The 17,163-nt window shown below is 67.1% G+C and carries 14 protein-coding genes; 6 read left to right on the top strand and 8 right to left on the bottom strand.

All coding sequences use genetic code 11. The annotated features are described in order from the left end of the window. Positions 1-509, top strand: a 509-nt coding sequence (locus tag QSK35_RS42470) for an HNH endonuclease signature motif containing protein (protein ID WP_285752317.1), incomplete at its 5' end; no start/stop codon positions are given. Between the two features lie 198 nt (positions 510-707). Here the strand turns inward: QSK35_RS42470 and QSK35_RS42465 are convergent. The 5 genes from QSK35_RS42465 to QSK35_RS42445 form a co-directional block, all read right to left on the bottom strand. Further along, positions 708-1,457: a class I SAM-dependent methyltransferase gene (locus QSK35_RS42465; RefSeq protein ID WP_285754126.1), complete on the bottom strand. Its 750-nt coding sequence runs from the start codon at positions 1,455-1,457 to the stop codon at positions 708-710. After that, on the bottom strand, positions 1,454-3,232 hold the full coding sequence (locus tag QSK35_RS42460) for an AMP-binding protein (protein ID WP_285754125.1): 1,779 nt from the start codon (positions 3,230-3,232) through the stop codon (positions 1,454-1,456). The genes QSK35_RS42465 and QSK35_RS42460 overlap by 4 nt, the downstream gene beginning before the upstream one ends. A gap of 4 nt (positions 3,233-3,236) precedes the next feature. Continuing rightward, positions 3,237-5,207, bottom strand: coding sequence for an aminodeoxychorismate synthase component I (gene pabB, locus QSK35_RS42455; protein WP_285754124.1), 1,971 nt, complete (start codon positions 5,205-5,207; stop codon positions 3,237-3,239). Continuing rightward, positions 5,204-5,752 (bottom strand): response regulator transcription factor, encoded by a 549-nt coding sequence (locus QSK35_RS42450; RefSeq protein ID WP_285754123.1) that lies wholly within the window; start codon positions 5,750-5,752, stop codon positions 5,204-5,206. Before QSK35_RS42450 ends, pabB begins: the two co-directional genes overlap by 4 nt. Positions 5,753-5,994: 242 nt before the next feature. Beyond that, positions 5,995-7,767, bottom strand: a complete 1,773-nt coding sequence (locus QSK35_RS42445; RefSeq protein WP_285754122.1) for an FAD-dependent oxidoreductase — start codon at positions 7,765-7,767, stop codon at positions 5,995-5,997. A gap of 91 nt (positions 7,768-7,858) precedes the next feature. Here QSK35_RS42445 and QSK35_RS42440 point away from each other — a divergent pair, with 91 nt between their 5' ends. After that, positions 7,859-8,542, top strand: coding sequence for a DedA family protein (locus tag QSK35_RS42440; protein WP_285754121.1), 684 nt, complete (start codon positions 7,859-7,861; stop codon positions 8,540-8,542). Here QSK35_RS42440 and QSK35_RS42435 read toward each other — a convergent pair. Continuing rightward, positions 8,433-11,879 carry a glycoside hydrolase family 2 TIM barrel-domain containing protein gene (locus QSK35_RS42435; RefSeq protein WP_285754120.1) on the bottom strand — a complete coding sequence of 1,149 codons (3,447 nt, stop codon included), beginning with the start codon at positions 11,877-11,879 and terminating at the stop codon, positions 8,433-8,435. The genes QSK35_RS42440 and QSK35_RS42435 overlap by 110 nt on opposite strands. A gap of 65 nt (positions 11,880-11,944) precedes the next feature. Next, positions 11,945-12,475, bottom strand: a complete 531-nt coding sequence (locus QSK35_RS42430) for a sigma-70 family RNA polymerase sigma factor (RefSeq protein WP_285754119.1) — start codon at positions 12,473-12,475, stop codon at positions 11,945-11,947. Positions 12,476-12,647: 172 nt separating this feature from the next. Here QSK35_RS42430 and QSK35_RS42425 point away from each other — a divergent pair, with 172 nt between their 5' ends. The 3 genes from QSK35_RS42425 to QSK35_RS42415 all read left to right on the top strand — a co-directional run bounded on the left by QSK35_RS42425 (position 12,648) and on the right by QSK35_RS42415 (position 15,714). Next, complete coding sequence (locus tag QSK35_RS42425; protein WP_285754118.1) at positions 12,648-13,106, top strand: 2'-5' RNA ligase family protein; 459 nt, start codon at positions 12,648-12,650, stop codon at positions 13,104-13,106. Positions 13,107-13,202: 96 nt separating this feature from the next. Continuing rightward, positions 13,203-14,669 (top strand): glycoside hydrolase family 28 protein, encoded by a 1,467-nt coding sequence (locus tag QSK35_RS42420; RefSeq protein WP_285754117.1) that lies wholly within the window; start codon positions 13,203-13,205, stop codon positions 14,667-14,669. A gap of 1 nt (position 14,670) precedes the next feature. Further along, positions 14,671-15,714, top strand: a complete 1,044-nt coding sequence (locus QSK35_RS42415) for a glycoside hydrolase family 88 protein (RefSeq protein ID WP_285754116.1) — start codon at positions 14,671-14,673, stop codon at positions 15,712-15,714. 25 nt (positions 15,715-15,739) lie between these two features. Here the strand turns inward: QSK35_RS42415 and QSK35_RS42410 are convergent, their stop codons facing one another. Beyond that, the gene (locus QSK35_RS42410; RefSeq protein WP_285754115.1) at positions 15,740-16,156 is read right to left on the bottom strand and encodes a hypothetical protein; all 417 of its coding nucleotides are present in this window, start codon (positions 16,154-16,156) and stop codon (positions 15,740-15,742) included. A gap of 193 nt (positions 16,157-16,349) precedes the next feature. Here QSK35_RS42410 and QSK35_RS42405 point away from each other — a divergent pair, with 193 nt between their 5' ends. Then, positions 16,350-16,865, top strand: coding sequence for a lytic polysaccharide monooxygenase auxiliary activity family 9 protein (locus tag QSK35_RS42405; protein WP_285754114.1), 516 nt, complete (start codon positions 16,350-16,352; stop codon positions 16,863-16,865). The last annotated feature ends 298 nt before the right edge of the window (positions 16,866-17,163 follow it).

The following is a 17,163-nucleotide window of genomic DNA, read 5'->3' as shown; positions in this document are numbered from 1 at the left end:
ACCAGACGTCGAGCGTGAAGGTCAACCTCAACGTCACCGTCTCCTCGACGACTCTGATGGGCCTGGATGATCACCCCGGCGAACTGCAGGGCTACGGCCCGATCAGCGCCGAACTCGCCCGCGAGCTGGCCGGTGACTCGACCTGGCGTCGACTGCTCACTGACCCGCAGTCCGGCATGCTGCTGGATGTCGGCACCAGCACGTATCGGCCGCCGGAGCATCTGCGCCGGTTCCTGTGGGCGCGCGATCAGACCTGCCGCCAGCCGGGCTGCATGATGCCCGCGCAGCGCTGCGAACTCGACCACACGGTGCCCTACCCCGACGGCCCGACGGCTGCGTGCAACCTGTGCCCGTTCTGCAAGCATCATCATCGGCTGAAGCACAAGAGCAACTGGGCGGTGACCCAGCCGATCCCCGGGCGCTTCATCTTCAAGGCCCCGTCGGGAAAGGTGTACGTCCGCGAACCGGAACCGGTCCTCGCTGGCTTCCCGACCGATCCACCCTTCTAAATCAAAAATCAAACAACGAAACTCGGGCCACACATCCCGGCCACGCCCGCAACCGCACCAAACTACGCAAGTCTGGGCGGTGTCTGGGGCACGACGGCAACCAGCCACAGACCTCGGTACGTTGGCATTTTCGCGCGGACGCGGCGCCCTAGCGCCGTGGCCGCGCGAAAATGCCAACGTGTCGCGGCGCAGCCGCGTCTAACCCCGGACCGCAGTAACCAAGTGGTAGTCGAGCAACCCCGCCTCATAGGCCCGCAAAAAGTTCCGCCCCCAGTGATCCTTGTACCCGTTAGCCACAATCCAGTCGTCAAGCTGCCGCCACACATGCTCCCCAATACTGACGGCAGACACGTCCACAAACCCAGACGACTCCAAAGCCGAGCACAGATCAGACACAGTGATCACCACGTCGAACCCAGACCGGTAACTCTGCAGCAACTCCCCCAGCGCATCAACAGAAGCCGAAGCGGCAGGGAAGAACGTGGTAACCCCGAACCGTCCCCCAGGCCGCAACACCCGAGCCGCCTCCCGAACGAAGTCCCCCGCGGAGGGGAAGTGCTGCAACGCCTCCACGGAGTACACAACGGAAAAGTGCGAGTCCGGATAAGGAATCGCGGAGGCAGGAGCACAAGAGAAGGTCACCCCAGACCCAGCCTCCCGAGCATGCGCGACCTGCGACTCAACAACATCAATCCCATGCACCGAGGCACCACCAGAGGCCAACAAACAAGCCCCGACCCCGGTTCCACTCCCGACCTCCAAAGCCACATCCGACGGACCCAACGACACCGCCGAAGCCACCAGCTTGTACAAGGCCGCAGAAGCGGCGATGCGATCGGAAGCGGTGTAGGGCGGCGCAATCCCCTCCCAGTACCCCCAGTTCAGGAACGACCCGAGGTACGCGGGCTGCCAAGCGTCCAGATCCGAGTAGACGTCCGCGAGGTTCATCCGAGCTGCTTCACAATCACGCCGGCGACGTCGTCGATCGACAGCACGACGAAGTCCGCGATAGGCAGCGAGACCCCGAAGTCCTCCTCAATTCCGTGCCGCAGAGCGATCATCCGCACGGACTCCAGGCCGAGCATCATCAACGGCGTATCACCCGGCAGCGCCGCGGGCGAGTCGTTGTCCAACAACTCGGCCACCCGCCGGCGCACCTCCGAACCAACAACCGGCGAACGCAACTCGAGCGTGAGCCCGGCAACCATCTCCCGCAACGGCATCGTATCCTCCAACGAGGGCAGGGGCGGCGCCACGACACCGCCGAGGGAAACCAAAGAGCCGTCCAAATAGGACTGGCGGCAAGCGACGCGCTGAACCTTCCCGGTGGTGGTGCGCGGAATCGTCCCCGGCGCAACCAACACAACCTCATGCACCTCGACGCCGTGAGCGGCGATCACCGCACGCCGCACCGCCGAGGCATCCCCGTCGACACTCTCCAGTACGACCACAAGGAGCTCCCCCGAAGGAGAGTCGACCGAAAACGCAGCCGCAGGCAACGAGGAACCGAGGGCCCGCTGCGCCACCTGCTCGACATCCTCCGGGTAGAAGTTCCGCCCGCGCAGGATGATGATCTCCTTGAGCCGCCCGCACACCACGAACGAGCCATCGACGACGAACCCCAGGTCCCCGGTCCGCAGGAACGGCCCCTCACCGGAAGCCAGCACAGCGTTGAACTCCTCGGACGACCGCCGCCAGTACCCCTGACACACCATGGGCCCAGAGATCCACAACTCACCGACGACCCCGTCGGCACACCGCACCCCGGACTCCGGATCCACCACCAACATCCGAGCCCCAGGCGCAGGCGGCCCAACCGGAATCCAGGAATGCCCGTCATGCGACACCGGCGAAGGCGCCCGCAGCCCAGCAATCCCCTGCATCACCTCGGTCAACCCGTAGCAGGACATCAACGAGGAAGCCCGAAACCCAACGGCCCCGAACCGCGAGACGAACCGCTCCACAGTAGACGGACGAATCCGCTCGGCACCGATCAAAGTAGTGTGCCACCGCGACAGATCCAGCCCCGACAGATCATCGACCCGGTCCACACACAGGTCGTACGCAAAGTTCGGCCCACCACTGAGCACCGGTCCGGAAGCCGAGGACACGGCCCGCAACCACCGCACCGGGGAAGCGGTGAAGTCCTCCGGTGCGATCCACGTGGTGTCACAGCCGACGTACTGACCGAGCAGCATCAGCTCCATGCCGAGCGTCCCGTCGATCGGCGCCCAGTTGACGATGCTGAACCCCGGCTCCAACTCCACCAAAGCCCGGAAGCTCTCCAACTGCGCCAACATCTGCCCAGCGGTCACCACGACCGCCTTGGCCGAAGAGGTAGATCCGGACGGGCACTGCAACAACACCACGTCGTCCAGCGAACGCGAAGGCTGCACCCAAGAAGAAGGAGACACCCCGTCAAAAGACACCTGCATGGCATCGACCAGGGGCTCAACGGTCGAAAGCCGCCCAGGACGACACGGCACAGCGACAGCCCCGGCGTAGAGACATGCAAGCAGCCTGATGAACATGGAAGGACCGGGCGGCGCGACGATCAACACCCGCTGACCAGCAGCACCCTGCTGCTGCAGAGAGGCCGCGACGGAACGGACGCGCGAGTCGAGCGAGGCGCGCGTGAAGGAGGAGTGACCGAGGAACCGCACGGCCGTAGCGTCCGGCAAGGACAACGCGCCCGCGCGCAACGCCTCGACGAGGTCGCCCATTCGCTCACTCCCCTTTCGCCGCAAGCATCACGGGCGGCCCGTGTCCCCACACAGCCCTGACGGGACCGGGCAACAGGTCACTGACCGAGGTAGCCATCAGGGCACGCAGCGGCGCCCGCGCCTTGATCAGCATCTCCTCGAACTCGGCCTCCGCGTCGGAGTCCAGGACGATCGCGCCACCCGCGCCGACGGTCAGCACGCCGTCGCGCACCACGGCCGTGCGGATCACGATGTTGAGGTCGGCCGCACCGGTCAGGCCGAAGAAACCCAAGGCGCCCGAATAGATCCCGCGCGGCCGCTGCTCCAGCCGGTCGATGATCTCCATGGTCCGGCGCTTCGGCGCACCGGTCATCGAACCGCCCGGAAAACAGGCCCGCACGGCGTCGACCGCTGACAGGGACGAGCGCAGCCGGCCACGCACGGTCGACACGAGCTGGTGCACGGTCGCGAACGACTCGACCGCCATGAAGCTCGGCACATGCACGCTGCCCACCTCGCACACGCGGCCGAGGTCGTTGCGCAGCAGGTCGACGATCATCAGGTTCTCGGCCCGCGTCTTGGGGTCCAGCGCCAGCGACGTCGCGATCACCGAGTCGCGCACCGGGTCGTCGTCGCGCGGCGCCGTGCCCTTGATCGGCTTCGACTCGACGTCTCCGGCGTCGGAGATCTTGAGGAACCGCTCGGGCGACGTGCACAGCACGTGCAGCGAACCGAACCGCAGGAAGGCCGCGTAGGGCGCTGGGTTGGCCGCGCGCATCCTCAGATACAGCTCGAACGGATCACCGTGGAACGGCAGCGACGCACGGTTGGTCAGGCAGATCTCGTAGCTCTCCCCGAGCCGCAGCTGCCGCTGGCACTCCTCGATGTCCGCCAGGTACCGCTCCCGCGGCCGGTCCAACCACGGCTCCGGATCGGCCGGCCGCCCGACCGGTGTGCCCAGCGGCGCCAGCACCTCCAGCCGGTCACGCGTGGCGGTCACCCACGCGCGGGCCTCGGCCTCGGCGGAGCCGTCCGTCAACGCCACCACCCACGTCTGGCGCTCTTCGTGGTCCACCACGATCAGGCGGGTCGCCGCCATCCACTGCGCGACCGGCTCGTCGGGCACCCGCCCGGAACCGGACCCGAACTCGTAGGAGAAGTAGCCGACGTACCCGCTCGGCAGGTCGAACGGCAGGTCGGCGGATACGCGCCGCTCCCGCAGCCGGCGTTCCAAAAGTTCCAGCACGTCGGGCCCGCGCAACACCTCACCGTGCGGCCCGCCGGAGTCGCCGAGGAACGAGAACCGCGCGCGGCCGCAGCTGTCCAGCCAGAACGCGTCCGCGCTCGGTCCGAACACCGAAGCGAACGCGGACCCGCAGTCGACGGTGCCGTCGACCCGCGACGTGATCACGCGCCACCGCCGGTGCGCCCGCGCGAGCTCGCCGAAGTTGCGCATCAGCCGATCACCGTGCTGCGAGGCGACCGACTCGGGGTGGAACTGCACGCCCCACCACGGCCGCTCGCGGTGCCGCAGCGCCATGACCACGCCGTCCTCGGCGAACGCCAGCGCCTCCAGCGAGGAAGGCAGGTCGGGCGAGACGCACAGCGAGTGGTACCGGACCGCCGTGAACCCGGACGGGATGCCCTCGAACAAGCCGGTCTCGTTGTGCCACACGCGTTCGAGGTGCCCGTGGCGCGGCTGCGGCGCCGGGACGACCGACGCCCCGCCGAGCAGTCCCAGCAACTGATGCCCGAGGCACACGCCCAGCACCGGGACATCCGACGACGCCAGGACCGAAAGGCTACGTCCGGAGTCACGCGCCGGATGGCCGGGTCCCGGCGAGACGACGACCGCGTCGAACAACGACAGATCGATCCCATCCCACGTATTGGAATCGTTGGTCACGACCGTCGGCTCCGCCCCGAAGGTCGATGACATCAACTGGAACAGGTTGTACGTGTAGGAATCGTAATTGTCGACAAGCAGCGTTCTCACGAGGCGAGAATTCCGGAACGCATCGCCTCGGCCACCGCCAGCGTCCGGTTCGGACAGTTGAGCTTGGCCAGGACATTTGCCACATGGCGTTTTGCCCCATGCGGAGATATGCCGAGGCGGCGTGCGATCTGCTTGTTGCTGAGTCCTTCAGCGAGGAGTACCAGCGTCTCCTGTTCCCGCGGGGTGAGCGCGGGTTTCAGGCCCGAGTCGCGTTGTGATCCACGGATGCGAGTGATGATGCGACGCATCAGGGAGGTCGACAGCGGCATCTCACCGCTCACGAGCCGCGCTATTCCGTCTTCCAGCGAATTTGGCGTCAGCTCGTCGTCCAGCAGGTAACCGTCCGCAACGAGATCGGTTACAGCGTGGAATTTTTCCTGGTCTTCGACCGACAGAATGCTCAGAACCTTGCTGCCGGGAGCAACTACTGCCCGTGCGCCGAAGCTGATTACGACGTCCGGGTGAATAATGCGGCACAGTTGTTCCGCTTCGGCGGGATCATCCGAGAAATGGGCTGACGCAACAGTTCCCACCGACTTCAACATCGCTTCCAACCCATACCGCACCATGTCGTTTGGAACCAAAACCAAGACGCGTACGGCCGGTGCGGGTGAGGGCTCGACCAATCGAATCGCAGCTGAATCCACCGGGGACGGCCTTTCTCGCCGTGAGGCTTACGAGGGGATACCAGCCTGCTCATTAAGAACATTCCGCGTCAACCGGTGTACAACCATTGTTCGGCGAGTACTACGGTACCCCTCGCCTATTACTACGGTTCCCGTACGTACTAAAGAGACGTCGCACAGTGCCGTCCGGCGATATGTCCGAAGACGACGGCCGGACCCAGCGTGCCGCCCGCACCCCAGTAGCCGTGACCAGCGGGCGACGCGACGCAGTTCCCGGCGCCGTACAGGCCCGGAACCTGTCGGCCGCGCGCGTCGAGGATCCGCCCGCACTCGTCGATCGCCGGTCCGCCGTTGGTGTCCTGCAAGCCCGAACTGAGAATGACGGCGTAGTACGGCGGCGCAAGTGGACGCATCGTCGGGTTCGGGTAGGGCGCACCGTTCGAGTCGGTGTTCGCGCTCACACAGTCGCGGATCGGGCCGGCGTCGATGCCCTGGAACGTCAGGCAGAACCCGTGCCACCACACGTCGATCGGCTGCTCGCCGCGGTGGAAGTCGAGATCCCGGCCGCTCCGGGCGAATCCGTTGAACCGCTCGAGCGTCGCGGCGAGGTTCGCGGTGAAATCCGGCGCGAGCCCGAACGCGCTGGTCGCCGGATCCTGGGCGAAGCGCGCGAGGATCTGGTCGCGCAGCTGTGCGAGCGACGCCGCGGGCCCGATGAAGGTGTTGACCATCGGCGTGACGTGCCCGCCGATGCCCACGAACCGTGCCAGCGTGTGCTGGTCGAACACGCTGAGCAGGAACCGGTTGTCCGGCTGGAAGTGGACCTGCGTGCGGTCGTGGTAGTTCGTCTTCTCGTTGACCACCCGCACGCCGCGCCGGTTGACCATGAACATCGAGTCGCCGTTGGACCAGTAGTTCTGGAACAGCAGGTAGTTCGGCAGCACCCGGCTGTCCGGGTCGATCTTGTACTGCTCGTAGAGGTTCTGGATGAACCAGGCGCGGTCCATGCTCTCCAACGCGAACCCGTGCCGTTCCGCGATGCGCACCAGGTCGCCCTGCGCGCTGGTCACCGCGCAGCCGCCACCGGTCAGCGCGCGGTCGCCCCGGAACTCTCCGGCCAGCCGCTCGGCGTTCTTCGAGAAGCCACCGGACGTGAAGACCACGCCCCGCCGCGCGGTGAACGTGCGCGCGGCCGTCTCGACCCCCGTCACGCGACCGTTGGTGACGACCAGGTCCAGCACCCGCCGGCCGGTGAGCAGGTGCACTCCGCGTCGCAGGCACGCGCTCGTCAGCCACGCGATCAGGTTCACGCCGCCGAGCCCCGAGCCGGAGTTCGGCAGGCCCAGCTGAAGGTCCTCGGTCAGGTGGGTGGGGTCGAAGCGCTTCGGCACGACGCTGCGGCCGCGCTTGGGCACGTTCTCGGCGAGCTCGGGGTGGTAGTCGGGCGCGAACACGCCGCGCAGGTGCAGCGGGTCGTTCGTCAGCGGCAGCCCGGCGCCGCGCACCGCCTCCCACGGCATGATCTGCGTGGATCGGAACCAGTCGAGCACGTCCGAGCCCTGCTCGTAATAGGCGTCAAGCTGCGCGTGGCGTCGTGGGGACAGTCCCAGCAGCGGCTTGCCGGGGTCGTAGTCCTCGGGGTGGGACAGGCGGGCCATGTAGCGCAGCGCCATGTCCTTGGGGTCGGCCAGCCCGGCCGCGCGCATGTCGGCGTTGTTCGGGATCCACAGCCAGCCCCCGGACCGGATGCTCGTGCCGCCGTTAAACGGCTGCGCCTCCAGCAGCAGCACCGAGGCGCGCGGGTCCGCCCGCTTCACACCGAGCGCCGCCGACAGCCCCGCGGCCCCGGCGCCGACCACGACGACGTCGTAGCCGGACCGCGGCACCACGACGGACGCCATGGCCCCGACCAGCAGTTGACGGCGGTTCAGCATGCGTGCGCTCCCGGTGTTGTTCGGCTCCGCATGACCATGATGTCGTTCGATCCGCAGCCAATGAATCGGGGTCCGTATACGCTGTGGCGTCGTGCCGGTCGAACATCTCCTCGAAGCGATTCCGCCGCTGCTGGTGTACGTCGTCGTCGGACTCGTCATCGGAGTGGAGAGCCTGGGCATCCCACTGCCCGGCGAGATCGTTCTCGTCAGCGCGTCACTCCTGGCGTCGCAGCACGACGAGCTCAACCCGCTGTGGATCGGCGTGTGGGCGTCGGCGGGCGCGATCATCGGCGACAGCATCGGGTACGCCATCGGCCGCAAGGGCGGGCCGCGCCTGTTCGCGTGGATGGGCCGCAAGTTCCCCAAGCACTTCGGGCCGCAACACATCGAGAAGGCCCGCGACGTGTTCGACCGCCGCGGCGCGTGGGCCGTCTTCTTCGGCCGGTTCGTCGCGCTGCTGCGCATCCTCGCCGGTCCGCTCGCCGGGTCGTTGCACATGAACTACGGCAAGTTCCTGGTCGCCAACGCCACCGGCGGCATCGTGTGGGCCGGTGGCACGACGGCCGCCGTCTACTACCTCGGCATCGTGGCCGAGCAGTGGCTCAAGCGGTTCTCCTACGCCGGGCTGATCATCGCCGTTGTCGTCGGTGTCATCACGACCGTCGTCATCCGGCGGCGCCTCGCCAGATCTCACTCGGCGTCAGCGGACGCAGCGTCAGCCGATACGAGTGGGTCCGGTCCGGCCGAACCTGAAACCGTTCCCGCACGGGATTAGGCGTGTCGCCGACGCCGGTGACCAGGTGGTCGGCGTGCAGCGTGATCCAGCCCGGGTTGGCCTGCTTCTCGAACCCGTAGACCGCGCGGTCCAGTGAGTCGTACCGGCTCACGGACACGTCGTTCGCTCCGCTCACCAGCAGCCCGCCGCTGATGCCGTCGGTGAGCAGCGCCCACCGCGTGTCGGTGTGGTTGCCGTTGGACTGCGGCGAGTCATAGTCGACGTACTGACGGTCCACAGTGGACTTCCAGACGCCCATCGGGGTGCCGTCCTTGCGGTCGTTGTAGCTCTCCTGCGGCCCGCGGCCGTACCAGGAGAACTTCTGGAACCGCTTCGGCACCGGGATCTGCAGCCCCATCACCGGTAGGTACGGCAACGTCCGCAACTTCCCGGTCGGCTCGACGGTGTGCTCGATCCGGATCGTGCCGGTGGCGTCGACGGCGTACCGCAACGTCTGCTCGAACGCGGCATCGGCGGCGCCCGCGGTCGACCGCACGACCACGGTGTTGCCCTCGACCGTCACGGACTTCGCGACCGACCTCATCCGGTCCAGGCCGACGGCCCGCCAGTCGTTCGCCTCCGCCTTGCCCCAGTCCGCGGTCTCGTTGCTGATCGGCGCGCGCCACACGTCCAGCTCGGTGCCCTTGGCGTGCAACAGTTCGACGCCACGCACCCGCATCGACCGCAACCCGCCGGTGGCCTTGTCGACCTCGTACCGGACCCCCTTGCCGCGCAGCACGACTGCGTCCGCGGTCTGTTCCGAGGTCGCCTCCCCCGCTGCCGGTGGTTCGACCGCCTCGGTGCCGCCGAGCGAGAACTGGTCGTGCGCGAACACCTCGTTGCCGACCATCGCCCGCACCGTGTACCAGCCGTCGCCGTCGGGCACCGGGACCCGCACGGTCGCTCCCGGCCCGATCCGCAACGGCTGTGAGCCGGAGCGACCGTTCCCGCTCATGTCCCACCGCAGCTCGAAGTCCAGCGCGGCGAAGGACCGTTCGCTCGTCACGCTCAACGTCCGGTCATTGAGGGCGAACCGCAGCGGCTGGTGCACCCAGGCGAGCTGCGCCGCCTCCGGCTGCGGGACGCGGTCCGCCGACACGACGCCGTCCACGCCCGCGAGGCTGTTGCCGTGCGACAGGTAGGTGCCGCGTTCCTCGATCCGGTCGAAGTCCAGCTCCAGCACCGGTTTCGTGCCCGCCAGGATCCGGACGTCGTCGATCACACCGTGCGCGGTGCGGCCGTTGTACTTCTCGCGGTGCGTCTGCGCGTTGCGACCGATGTTGACCGGCCACGCGTTGCCCGGCACGCCACCGGCGTGCTCGGCGGCCGCGACTGGCACGTCGTCGATCGACAGCTTCAGCGTGGCGCCGTCGTAGACCCCGGTGACCCGGTGGAACCGGTCGTAGAAGTCCGCGGGCACCGGCGCGGTGACCGACTTGCCCGCGTAGAACTCGAGCGTCTTCGCGTCCTTCATCCGCAGGCCGTACGCGTTGCCCTTCGAGACGATCGTGAAGTCGCCGGACCACTTCGCGGGCCGCACCCAGGCGTCGAGCGTCAACGGCCCGGTGATGTCCAGCGACGGGTCCCGGTACACCTCGACGAAGTCGTCCAGGCCGGAGAACTGCAGTGCCTTGCCGCGGTGACCGTCGACCTGCACCGGCAACCCGGCGAGGTGGGTCGGCACGCGGGCGGACAGCACGCGCAGCTTCTGCCGCATGTTCTGCTCCGCCCAGTCCCACACGAACCCGCCCTGTGCCTGCGGGTTCGCGCGGATGACGTCCCAGAACTCGCGGAAGTTGCCCAGGCTGTTGCCCATGGCGTGCGCGTACTCGCCCATGATCAGCGGCTTGGTCGTCTGGGCGACCAGCGTCGCGAACTTCTCCGGCGACGGGTACCGCGGGCCGTAGACATCGGCGAACGGCGCGTCGCCGTTGGGCCGGTTCGGCTGGTGGTACAGCGGCCGGCTCGGCTCGTGCGCCCTGGCCCACTCGGCCATCCGGAAGTGCGCGGCGCCCAGCCCGGCCTCGTTGCCGGTGTCCCACATGAAGACGCTCGGGTGGTTCTTGTCCCGCTCCACCATCGCGACGAACCGCTCCAGGAACGCGTCGCTCCACTCCGGACGGTCGGCGAGGCAGTCGGCCGGACAGTTCTCGTGCGCGTGCGTCTCGACGTCCATCTCGTCGTCGATCCACAGCCCCCGCTCGTCGGCGAGCTTGTAGAAGTAGGGATCTGACGGGTAGTGCGCGGTGCGCACCGCGTTGATGTGCAACCGTTTCATCAGGTCCACGTCCTGCTCCTGCCGCGAGCGCGGCTGGTGCCTGCCGTGGTCCGGATCGGTCTCCGGCCGGTTCACGCCCTTGAACAGCACGCGTTTCCCGTCGACCTTCAGCTGCCGGTCGGCGATCGTGATGTCGCGTAACCCGACCGTCTCACGCGTGACGTGCCGGCCCATCCTGAGAACCAGCGTGTACAGGTTCGGCGTCTCGTCGTTCCACCGCAACGGATCGCGCACCGGCATGGTCAGCGTGGTCCCGGTCGCGGCGGCGACCTGCCTGCCGTCCTTGTCGTAGAGCCACCCTTGGACCTCACCCGTGCCGACGGTCTCGACCTGTGCGGTCAGAACGTCGCCCTTGGTCGACACCGCGACGTCCTGGATGTAGTCGCGCGGCGTCGAGTACAGCCACACCGACCGGAAGATCCCGCTGAACCGCCACTGGTCGTAGTCCTCCAGGTACGACCCCGCGCCCCACCGGTGCACCTGCACCGCGAGCCGGTTGCGGCCGGGCACCAGCTTGTCGGTGATGTCGAACTCGGCGGGCGTGTAGCCGCCCTGGTCGAAGCCCACGTAGTGGCCGTTGACCCACACGAAGTAGCCGGCGGTCACGCCCTCGAACCGCAGGAAGGTGCGCTCGTCCCAGCGTTCGGGGATGTCGAACGACCGCACGTACGCGGCGGTCGGGTTGACGTCCCGCGGCACGTGCGGCGGATCGTCGGGCCAGACCTCCTCGACGGTGTTGCGGAACATCGGGTGGTCGAGACCGTCGGTCTGCAGAGTGTGCGGTACGGACACCGTTCGCCATTGTCGAACGTCGTACCCGTTCTTCGGGAAGTCTGTCGGCACCTGTTCGGGAAGGTCGAACACCTTCACCTTCCAGTCGCCGTCAAGGGAGGCGGTGTTCGGACTGGGCAACACCGCGTGGTGCGGCTGCTGGCCCTCGCCGGTCATCCGCGGATCTTCGAGGTACCGGTACACGTCCAGCGCGGGCGCCGCCTGAGCGCTCACCATCTGGGCCGACACCATCACAATTGACAGCGAAACCGCCACAATCGAACGCACCGGGCACCTCGTCAGGATCGAAGTTGCCCAGAATCATGCTCAATCCAACAGCATCGCTCAAGAGGCTAAGCGGCTAAGCGGCTCACGCCGAACCACTTCCGCAACACACCCAACGCGTAGTACGACCGCGACTTCACCGTCCCCACCGGCAACCCCAACGCAGCCGCCGCCTCCGAATCACTCCGACCCAAGAAGTACAACTCCGCCAGCACCCGCCGATGATCAGCGGACAACTCCCCCAACGCCCGGTGCAGCACCACCGCATCAACGACCCCCTGCGCGTGGTCGACCTGCACCGGCGTGGTGGCGACCGAACCACCCGCCTGAGCCACCTCGGCCGGCCGAGCCGAGCGCCCGCGCGCGTGGTCGATGATCACGTTCTTCGCGACGGTCAGCAGCCAGCCGCGGGCCGAGCCGCGGCCCTCTTCGAACGACTCCGGATGCCGCCACGCCCGCAGCAGCGTCTCCTGCACCACGTCCTCGGCGAAGCAGCGATCTCCGGTGGCGCGCTTCGCGTAGTTCAACAAGACTCTGCCGTGCTCTTCGTACAGGGTCTCGATGAACGTGGCTGGCGGCCGTACGTCTAAACCGGACATCGGTTTGCCTCTCGGCGGACGTGGTTGCACTGGCGTCGCGAAGCTAATTCACAATTCGTCGTTTGACAACGCGTGACACCTGTCGCTGCCTTATCTGCCGTGAAACCCGACCACAGGAGGTGTCAGGATGCGGCTCTCCGTAGCCACGTGGCCACCGCCGGACGTCCGGGAAATGATCGCGGCGCTCCACCGGCCGCCGCACCCGAAGGTGACCTGGGCTGCACCGGAGCAGTGGATGGTGAAGCTGCGCCCGCTCGGCACGGTGAGCGAACGGCTCGTCCCGGAGCTCGCCGACGCGCTCGAAGCGGAACTTTCCGGGGCCGGAACGGCCTTGTGCGCCTTCGGTCCGGCTACTAAGAGGCACTGGGGGCAGTGGCTCGGCCTGCCCGTGACCGGACTCGACGAGCTCGCCGAAGTCGTTTTCGCGGCGACTGCCGGAATCGTCCCGGTGACCCACCCCCAGCCGTTCGAGGCCTACCTGATCATCGCCCGCGGACACGTCCCCAAAGAACTCGCTGGTGAGCCGATCGAGGGCGAGTGGGCCGCCCGCACAATTGAATTGGTCGCCGATAGGTCTGCGCCCGGCCGGCCGCGATTCGAGAATCTGGCCTCATTTTCGCTCGACACTTGACTCACATGCCAGGCGTTGACAACCTGGGCGAACGGCCGCTGCCGCGAAAAGGTTTTCAGTCCTCGCTGGATGCCTCGAACGCGAAGGGAGCAGGTCGTGTTTCAGAAAACCTGGATCGCCGCCGTGGCAACGACGGTGATACTCGGGGGCGGCACAGCGGTAGCCGCGGAGCCAGGGGTTTTCCACGTCTCGAGCTTCGGCGCCGTCGCCGACGGCGTCACCAACACAGCCCCCGCGGTCAACAGCGCGGTCGACGCGGCCCACCGGGCCGGCGGCGGCGTCGTGACCTTCGACGCGGGCACCTACCTGCTGGCGGGCACGGTCCACCTGAAGAGCAACGTGACGATCGAGGTCAAGGCCGGCTCGACGATCGTCGGCTCGAAGGACGGCTACGACCCGCCGGAGGACAACCCGTACGACAAGTACCAGGACTACGGCCACAGCCACTTCCACAACGCGATGTTCTACGGCGACAAGGTCGACAACGTCCGGTTCATCGGTCAGGGCACGATCGACGGCGGCGGCGGGCTGATCACCGGCAACCCGAAGAAGGGCCAGGCCGACAAGATCATCTCCATCACCCGCTGCACCAACTTCGAGCTCAGCGGCATCCGGATGCGCCGCGGCGGCCACTTCGCCGCGCTGATCAACGGCTGCACCGGCGTCACGTCGGACAAGCTGTTCATCGACACCGCGAGCGACCGCGACGGCTGGAACATCATCAGCACCCGCAACGTGAAGATCACCAACATCAGGGCGTTCGCGAACGACGACGCGCTGGCGTTCAAGAGCGACTACGCGCTGGGCCAGAAGCTGCCCAACGGCAACGTCACCGTGACGAACGCGGAGCTCTCGGCCAAGTGCTGCAACGCGTTGATGTTCGGCTCGGAGACCTGCGGCGACTTCACCGGCTACAACTTCAGCGACATCAAGATCACCGGTGCGGGCAAGTCCGGCCTCGGCCTGGTGTCGATGGACGGCGCGGTGATCTCCGACGTGCACTACAAGAACATCACCATGTCCGGCACCAAGTCCCCGATCATGATCAAGGTCGGGACCCGCAAACGCTGCGGCAACAACCCCGGCGTCGGCAAGGTGCACGACATCACCTACGAGAACATCACCGGGACCAGCGCCGGGTCGTTCAGCCCGACCATCTGGGGTGAGCCGGGCAGCATCTCCGACATCACCTTCACCAACGTCAACCTGAACCTGCCCGGCGGCAGCGGCACCATGTCGACCAACCCGCCGTCCAACGACCCGAAGAACTACAACCCGAACAGCATCGGCACGCGGCCCGCGTTCGGCTGGTACATCCACAACGCCACGAACCTCAAGTTCGTCAACAGCTCGGTGAAGTTCTCCAAGAACGACGGCCGGCCCGCAGTGATCGCCAACGGCGGCAGCAAGATCACGTTCGAGAAGTTCACCGCGCAGCGCGGCAGCAACAGCCCGTCGGACCTGCTGTTCCAGAACGTCTCCGGGTTCTGCGTGAAGGACAGCGCGAACACGTCCGGCGGCGAGCTCCGCGTCGGCAACAGCGGTTCGTCGAACGGATGCTGACATGAGGATCCTGTTCGCGGCGGTCACCGCGACCGCGCTACTCGTTCCCGCGACGTCACAGGCCGCCGCGTGCCCGGAGGAAGCGCCGTTGCGGCTCGCCGCCGACCACTGGATCGCCGGCCACAAGGACGGCGGCAAGAACACGTGGTTCGACTCGATCTTCATCAAGGGCGACCTCGAGGTCTACCGGATGACGAAGGACGAGAAGTACCGCACGTACGCGTTGAACTGGGCCAAGCGGCACAAGTTCAAGCTGCCGACGAACGCGCCGAACTACGACGGGCCCGAGGCGTCACAGGAGTACATCGACCTGTACGAGCTCGACCCGGCGCACCCGGCGTCCTACATCGCCGACACGAAGTCGTATCTGGCGAAGCAGACGACGCGCGTGCAGAAGGGCACGGTCGACGACTTCGACTACGTCGACGCGGTGCGGCTGGGCGGCATGTCGGCGTTCGCGCGTCTCGGTGACAAGGCGCAGATCGACGCGATGGCGAAGATGTTCGCCTACACCGAGAGCCACATCTACGACCGCAAGGCCTCGTTGTGGTGGCGCGACAAGCGCTGGGCCGGTGGCACGCAGCACTGGTCGCGCGGCAACGGGTGGATCGTCATCGCGTTGACCGACGTGGTGGCGGCACTTCCCGCAACTGATCAATACCGTGCCCACTATGTCGCTCTGCTGAAGGACATGTTCAAGAAGCTGGCGAGCACCCAGCAGCCGGGCGGCTACTGGACCGCGGACGTCGACCACCCGTCGGCGTACCCGGCGCCGGAGTCGAGCGGCACGTCCTTCTTCACCTACGGGCTGGCCCGCGGGATCCAGCTCGGCTACCTGGACTCGGCGACGTACCTGCCGGTCGTCCAGAAGGCGTGGGGTTGGTTGAAGGGCAAGGCTTTGCGATCGGACGGCACCGTCGGTTACGTGCAGGGGCCGGCGTCGCATCCGTCGCAGTACCAGCCGATCAGCCCGACGGCGACGTCGAACTACGGCACCGGCGCGTTCCTGATGGCCGGAGTCGAGACGGCGAAGCTGACCTGCTAACCCGCGGGTACCGGTGGGCGCCGGCTCACGCCCACCGGTACCCGCAGTCCGCGCAGCTGACCGGCGGCCGAGCCCCCAACTCTCTGATCGGCCGCACCACGAAGCGCGCGACGAGGGTGCTGACGGCGAGCGCCAGGGCCACCCCGAGCGCCATACCGGCGTCCACCGCGCCACCGAACAGCGCGAGCAGCATCAGCAACGTGACCACGGCCAGGAGCAGCGCGGCCGTGAAAGCCAGCGAGAACACCAGGTTCAGCACCCCGAGCCACACCAGCTCGCCGCGCGACAGCGCCAGGACGAGCCTCCCTCGCCCGCACTGCGGGCAGCGCACGCCCCGGTCGGGGAACCACCTCCGAAAGAACCGCGGAAGCCCGTGCCTCAACGCTTCGCCGAACACCATCAACGCCCCCGTGGACGCGAAGTACGCCCAGAAGTCCTCCATGCCTGGTTGTCGGCTGTTCCGCAGCCCGCGTTAGGGGCAACCTGTCCGGCCTCTGTCAATAGCCATTGGATACGGGTTCATGGGAAATACCCAGTACTTCTTGTCACACATCGGTTACGCCCGGTATGGTCTAGACCTGTCCGCCGCCTGGTGAATCCCCTGCTCAGCTCCACCAAGGCAAAAGGAACCGCCCATGAACTTTCGACGTAAGTTGATCGCGGGCCTGGCCGGTGTGCTCGTAGCGCCCCTGCTCGCCGTCGTCCTGCCGACCGGCACCGCTTCCGCCCACGGCTACGTCTCCTCGCCTCCTTCGAGGCAGGCCCAATGCGCCAGCCACGCGGTGTCGTGCGGCGACATCCAGTGGGAGCCCCAGAGTGTCGAGGCCCCCAAGGGCTCCATGGCCTGCAACGGCAACGGCGCCCGGTTCGCAGAGCTGAACAACGACGGCAAGGGCTGGAAGGCCACCGCCGTCGGCCAGAGCGTCACGTTCACGTGGACGTTCACCGCGCGCCACCGCACCCGTGACTACGAATACTTCGTCAACGGCCGCAAGGTCGCGACCTTCCCCGGCAACAACCAGCAGCCGCCGGCCTCCGTGTCGCACAAGGTCAACCTTGGGGCGAAGGGCAAGTTGAAGGTGCTGGCCCGGTGGAACATCGGTGACACCGCGATGGCGTTCTACTCCTGCATCGACGTGCAGGCCAGTTAACTGTCCTTAGTGGACTGACGCGGCGGCGTCCTGCCGGGCGCCGCCGCACTTTGCTTTGCTGCCGGTTGCGTGGTTGCTTGTTTGGCTGCCGGTCCCGTGCGTGGTTGCTTGTTTGGCTGCCAGTTGGGTGCGTAGTTGCGTGTTTGGCTGCCGGTTTCGTGCGTGGTTGTTCTTTTGTTGGCTGCCGGTGTCGTGGGGCGCTGCGTCTTCCGGGACGCGCTTCGCGCGTGCGATTGGGGCTTGACTTGGGGCCCCTCGCGGCGTGGTGGGCCGGCTCCGCCGGCAGATGCAAGATCTG

Source organism: Lentzea sp. NBRC 105346, assembly GCF_030269605.1.
Classification (GTDB): domain Bacteria; phylum Actinomycetota; class Actinomycetes; order Mycobacteriales; family Pseudonocardiaceae; genus Lentzea.
The sequence above is the reverse complement of the archived record's forward strand: the minus strand, read 5'-3'. Positions and strand labels throughout refer to the sequence as shown.

What these genes read in the sequence shown, in the direction of transcription:
- QSK35_RS42415 (WP_285754116.1), top strand. Translation starts at nt 14,671, where the DNA reads ATGAGGATCCTGTTCGCGGCGGTCACCGCGACCGCGCTACTCGTTCCC.
- QSK35_RS42430 (WP_285754119.1), bottom strand. Translation starts at nt 12,475, where the DNA reads ATGTCCGGTTTAGACGTACGGCCGCCAGCCACGTTCATCGAGACCCTG.
- QSK35_RS42425 (WP_285754118.1), top strand. Translation starts at nt 12,648, where the DNA reads ATGATCGCGGCGCTCCACCGGCCGCCGCACCCGAAGGTGACCTGGGCT.
- QSK35_RS42410 (WP_285754115.1), bottom strand. Translation starts at nt 16,156, where the DNA reads ATGGAGGACTTCTGGGCGTACTTCGCGTCCACGGGGGCGTTGATGGTG.
- QSK35_RS42465 (WP_285754126.1), bottom strand. Translation starts at nt 1,457, where the DNA reads ATGAACCTCGCGGACGTCTACTCGGATCTGGACGCTTGGCAGCCCGCG.
- QSK35_RS42405 (WP_285754114.1), top strand. Translation starts at nt 16,350, where the DNA reads ATGAACTTTCGACGTAAGTTGATCGCGGGCCTGGCCGGTGTGCTCGTA.
- QSK35_RS42460 (WP_285754125.1), bottom strand. Translation starts at nt 3,232, where the DNA reads ATGGGCGACCTCGTCGAGGCGTTGCGCGCGGGCGCGTTGTCCTTGCCG.
- QSK35_RS42450 (WP_285754123.1), bottom strand. Translation starts at nt 5,752, where the DNA reads ATGTTGAAGTCGGTGGGAACTGTTGCGTCAGCCCATTTCTCGGATGAT.
- QSK35_RS42445 (WP_285754122.1), bottom strand. Translation starts at nt 7,767, where the DNA reads ATGCTGAACCGCCGTCAACTGCTGGTCGGGGCCATGGCGTCCGTCGTG.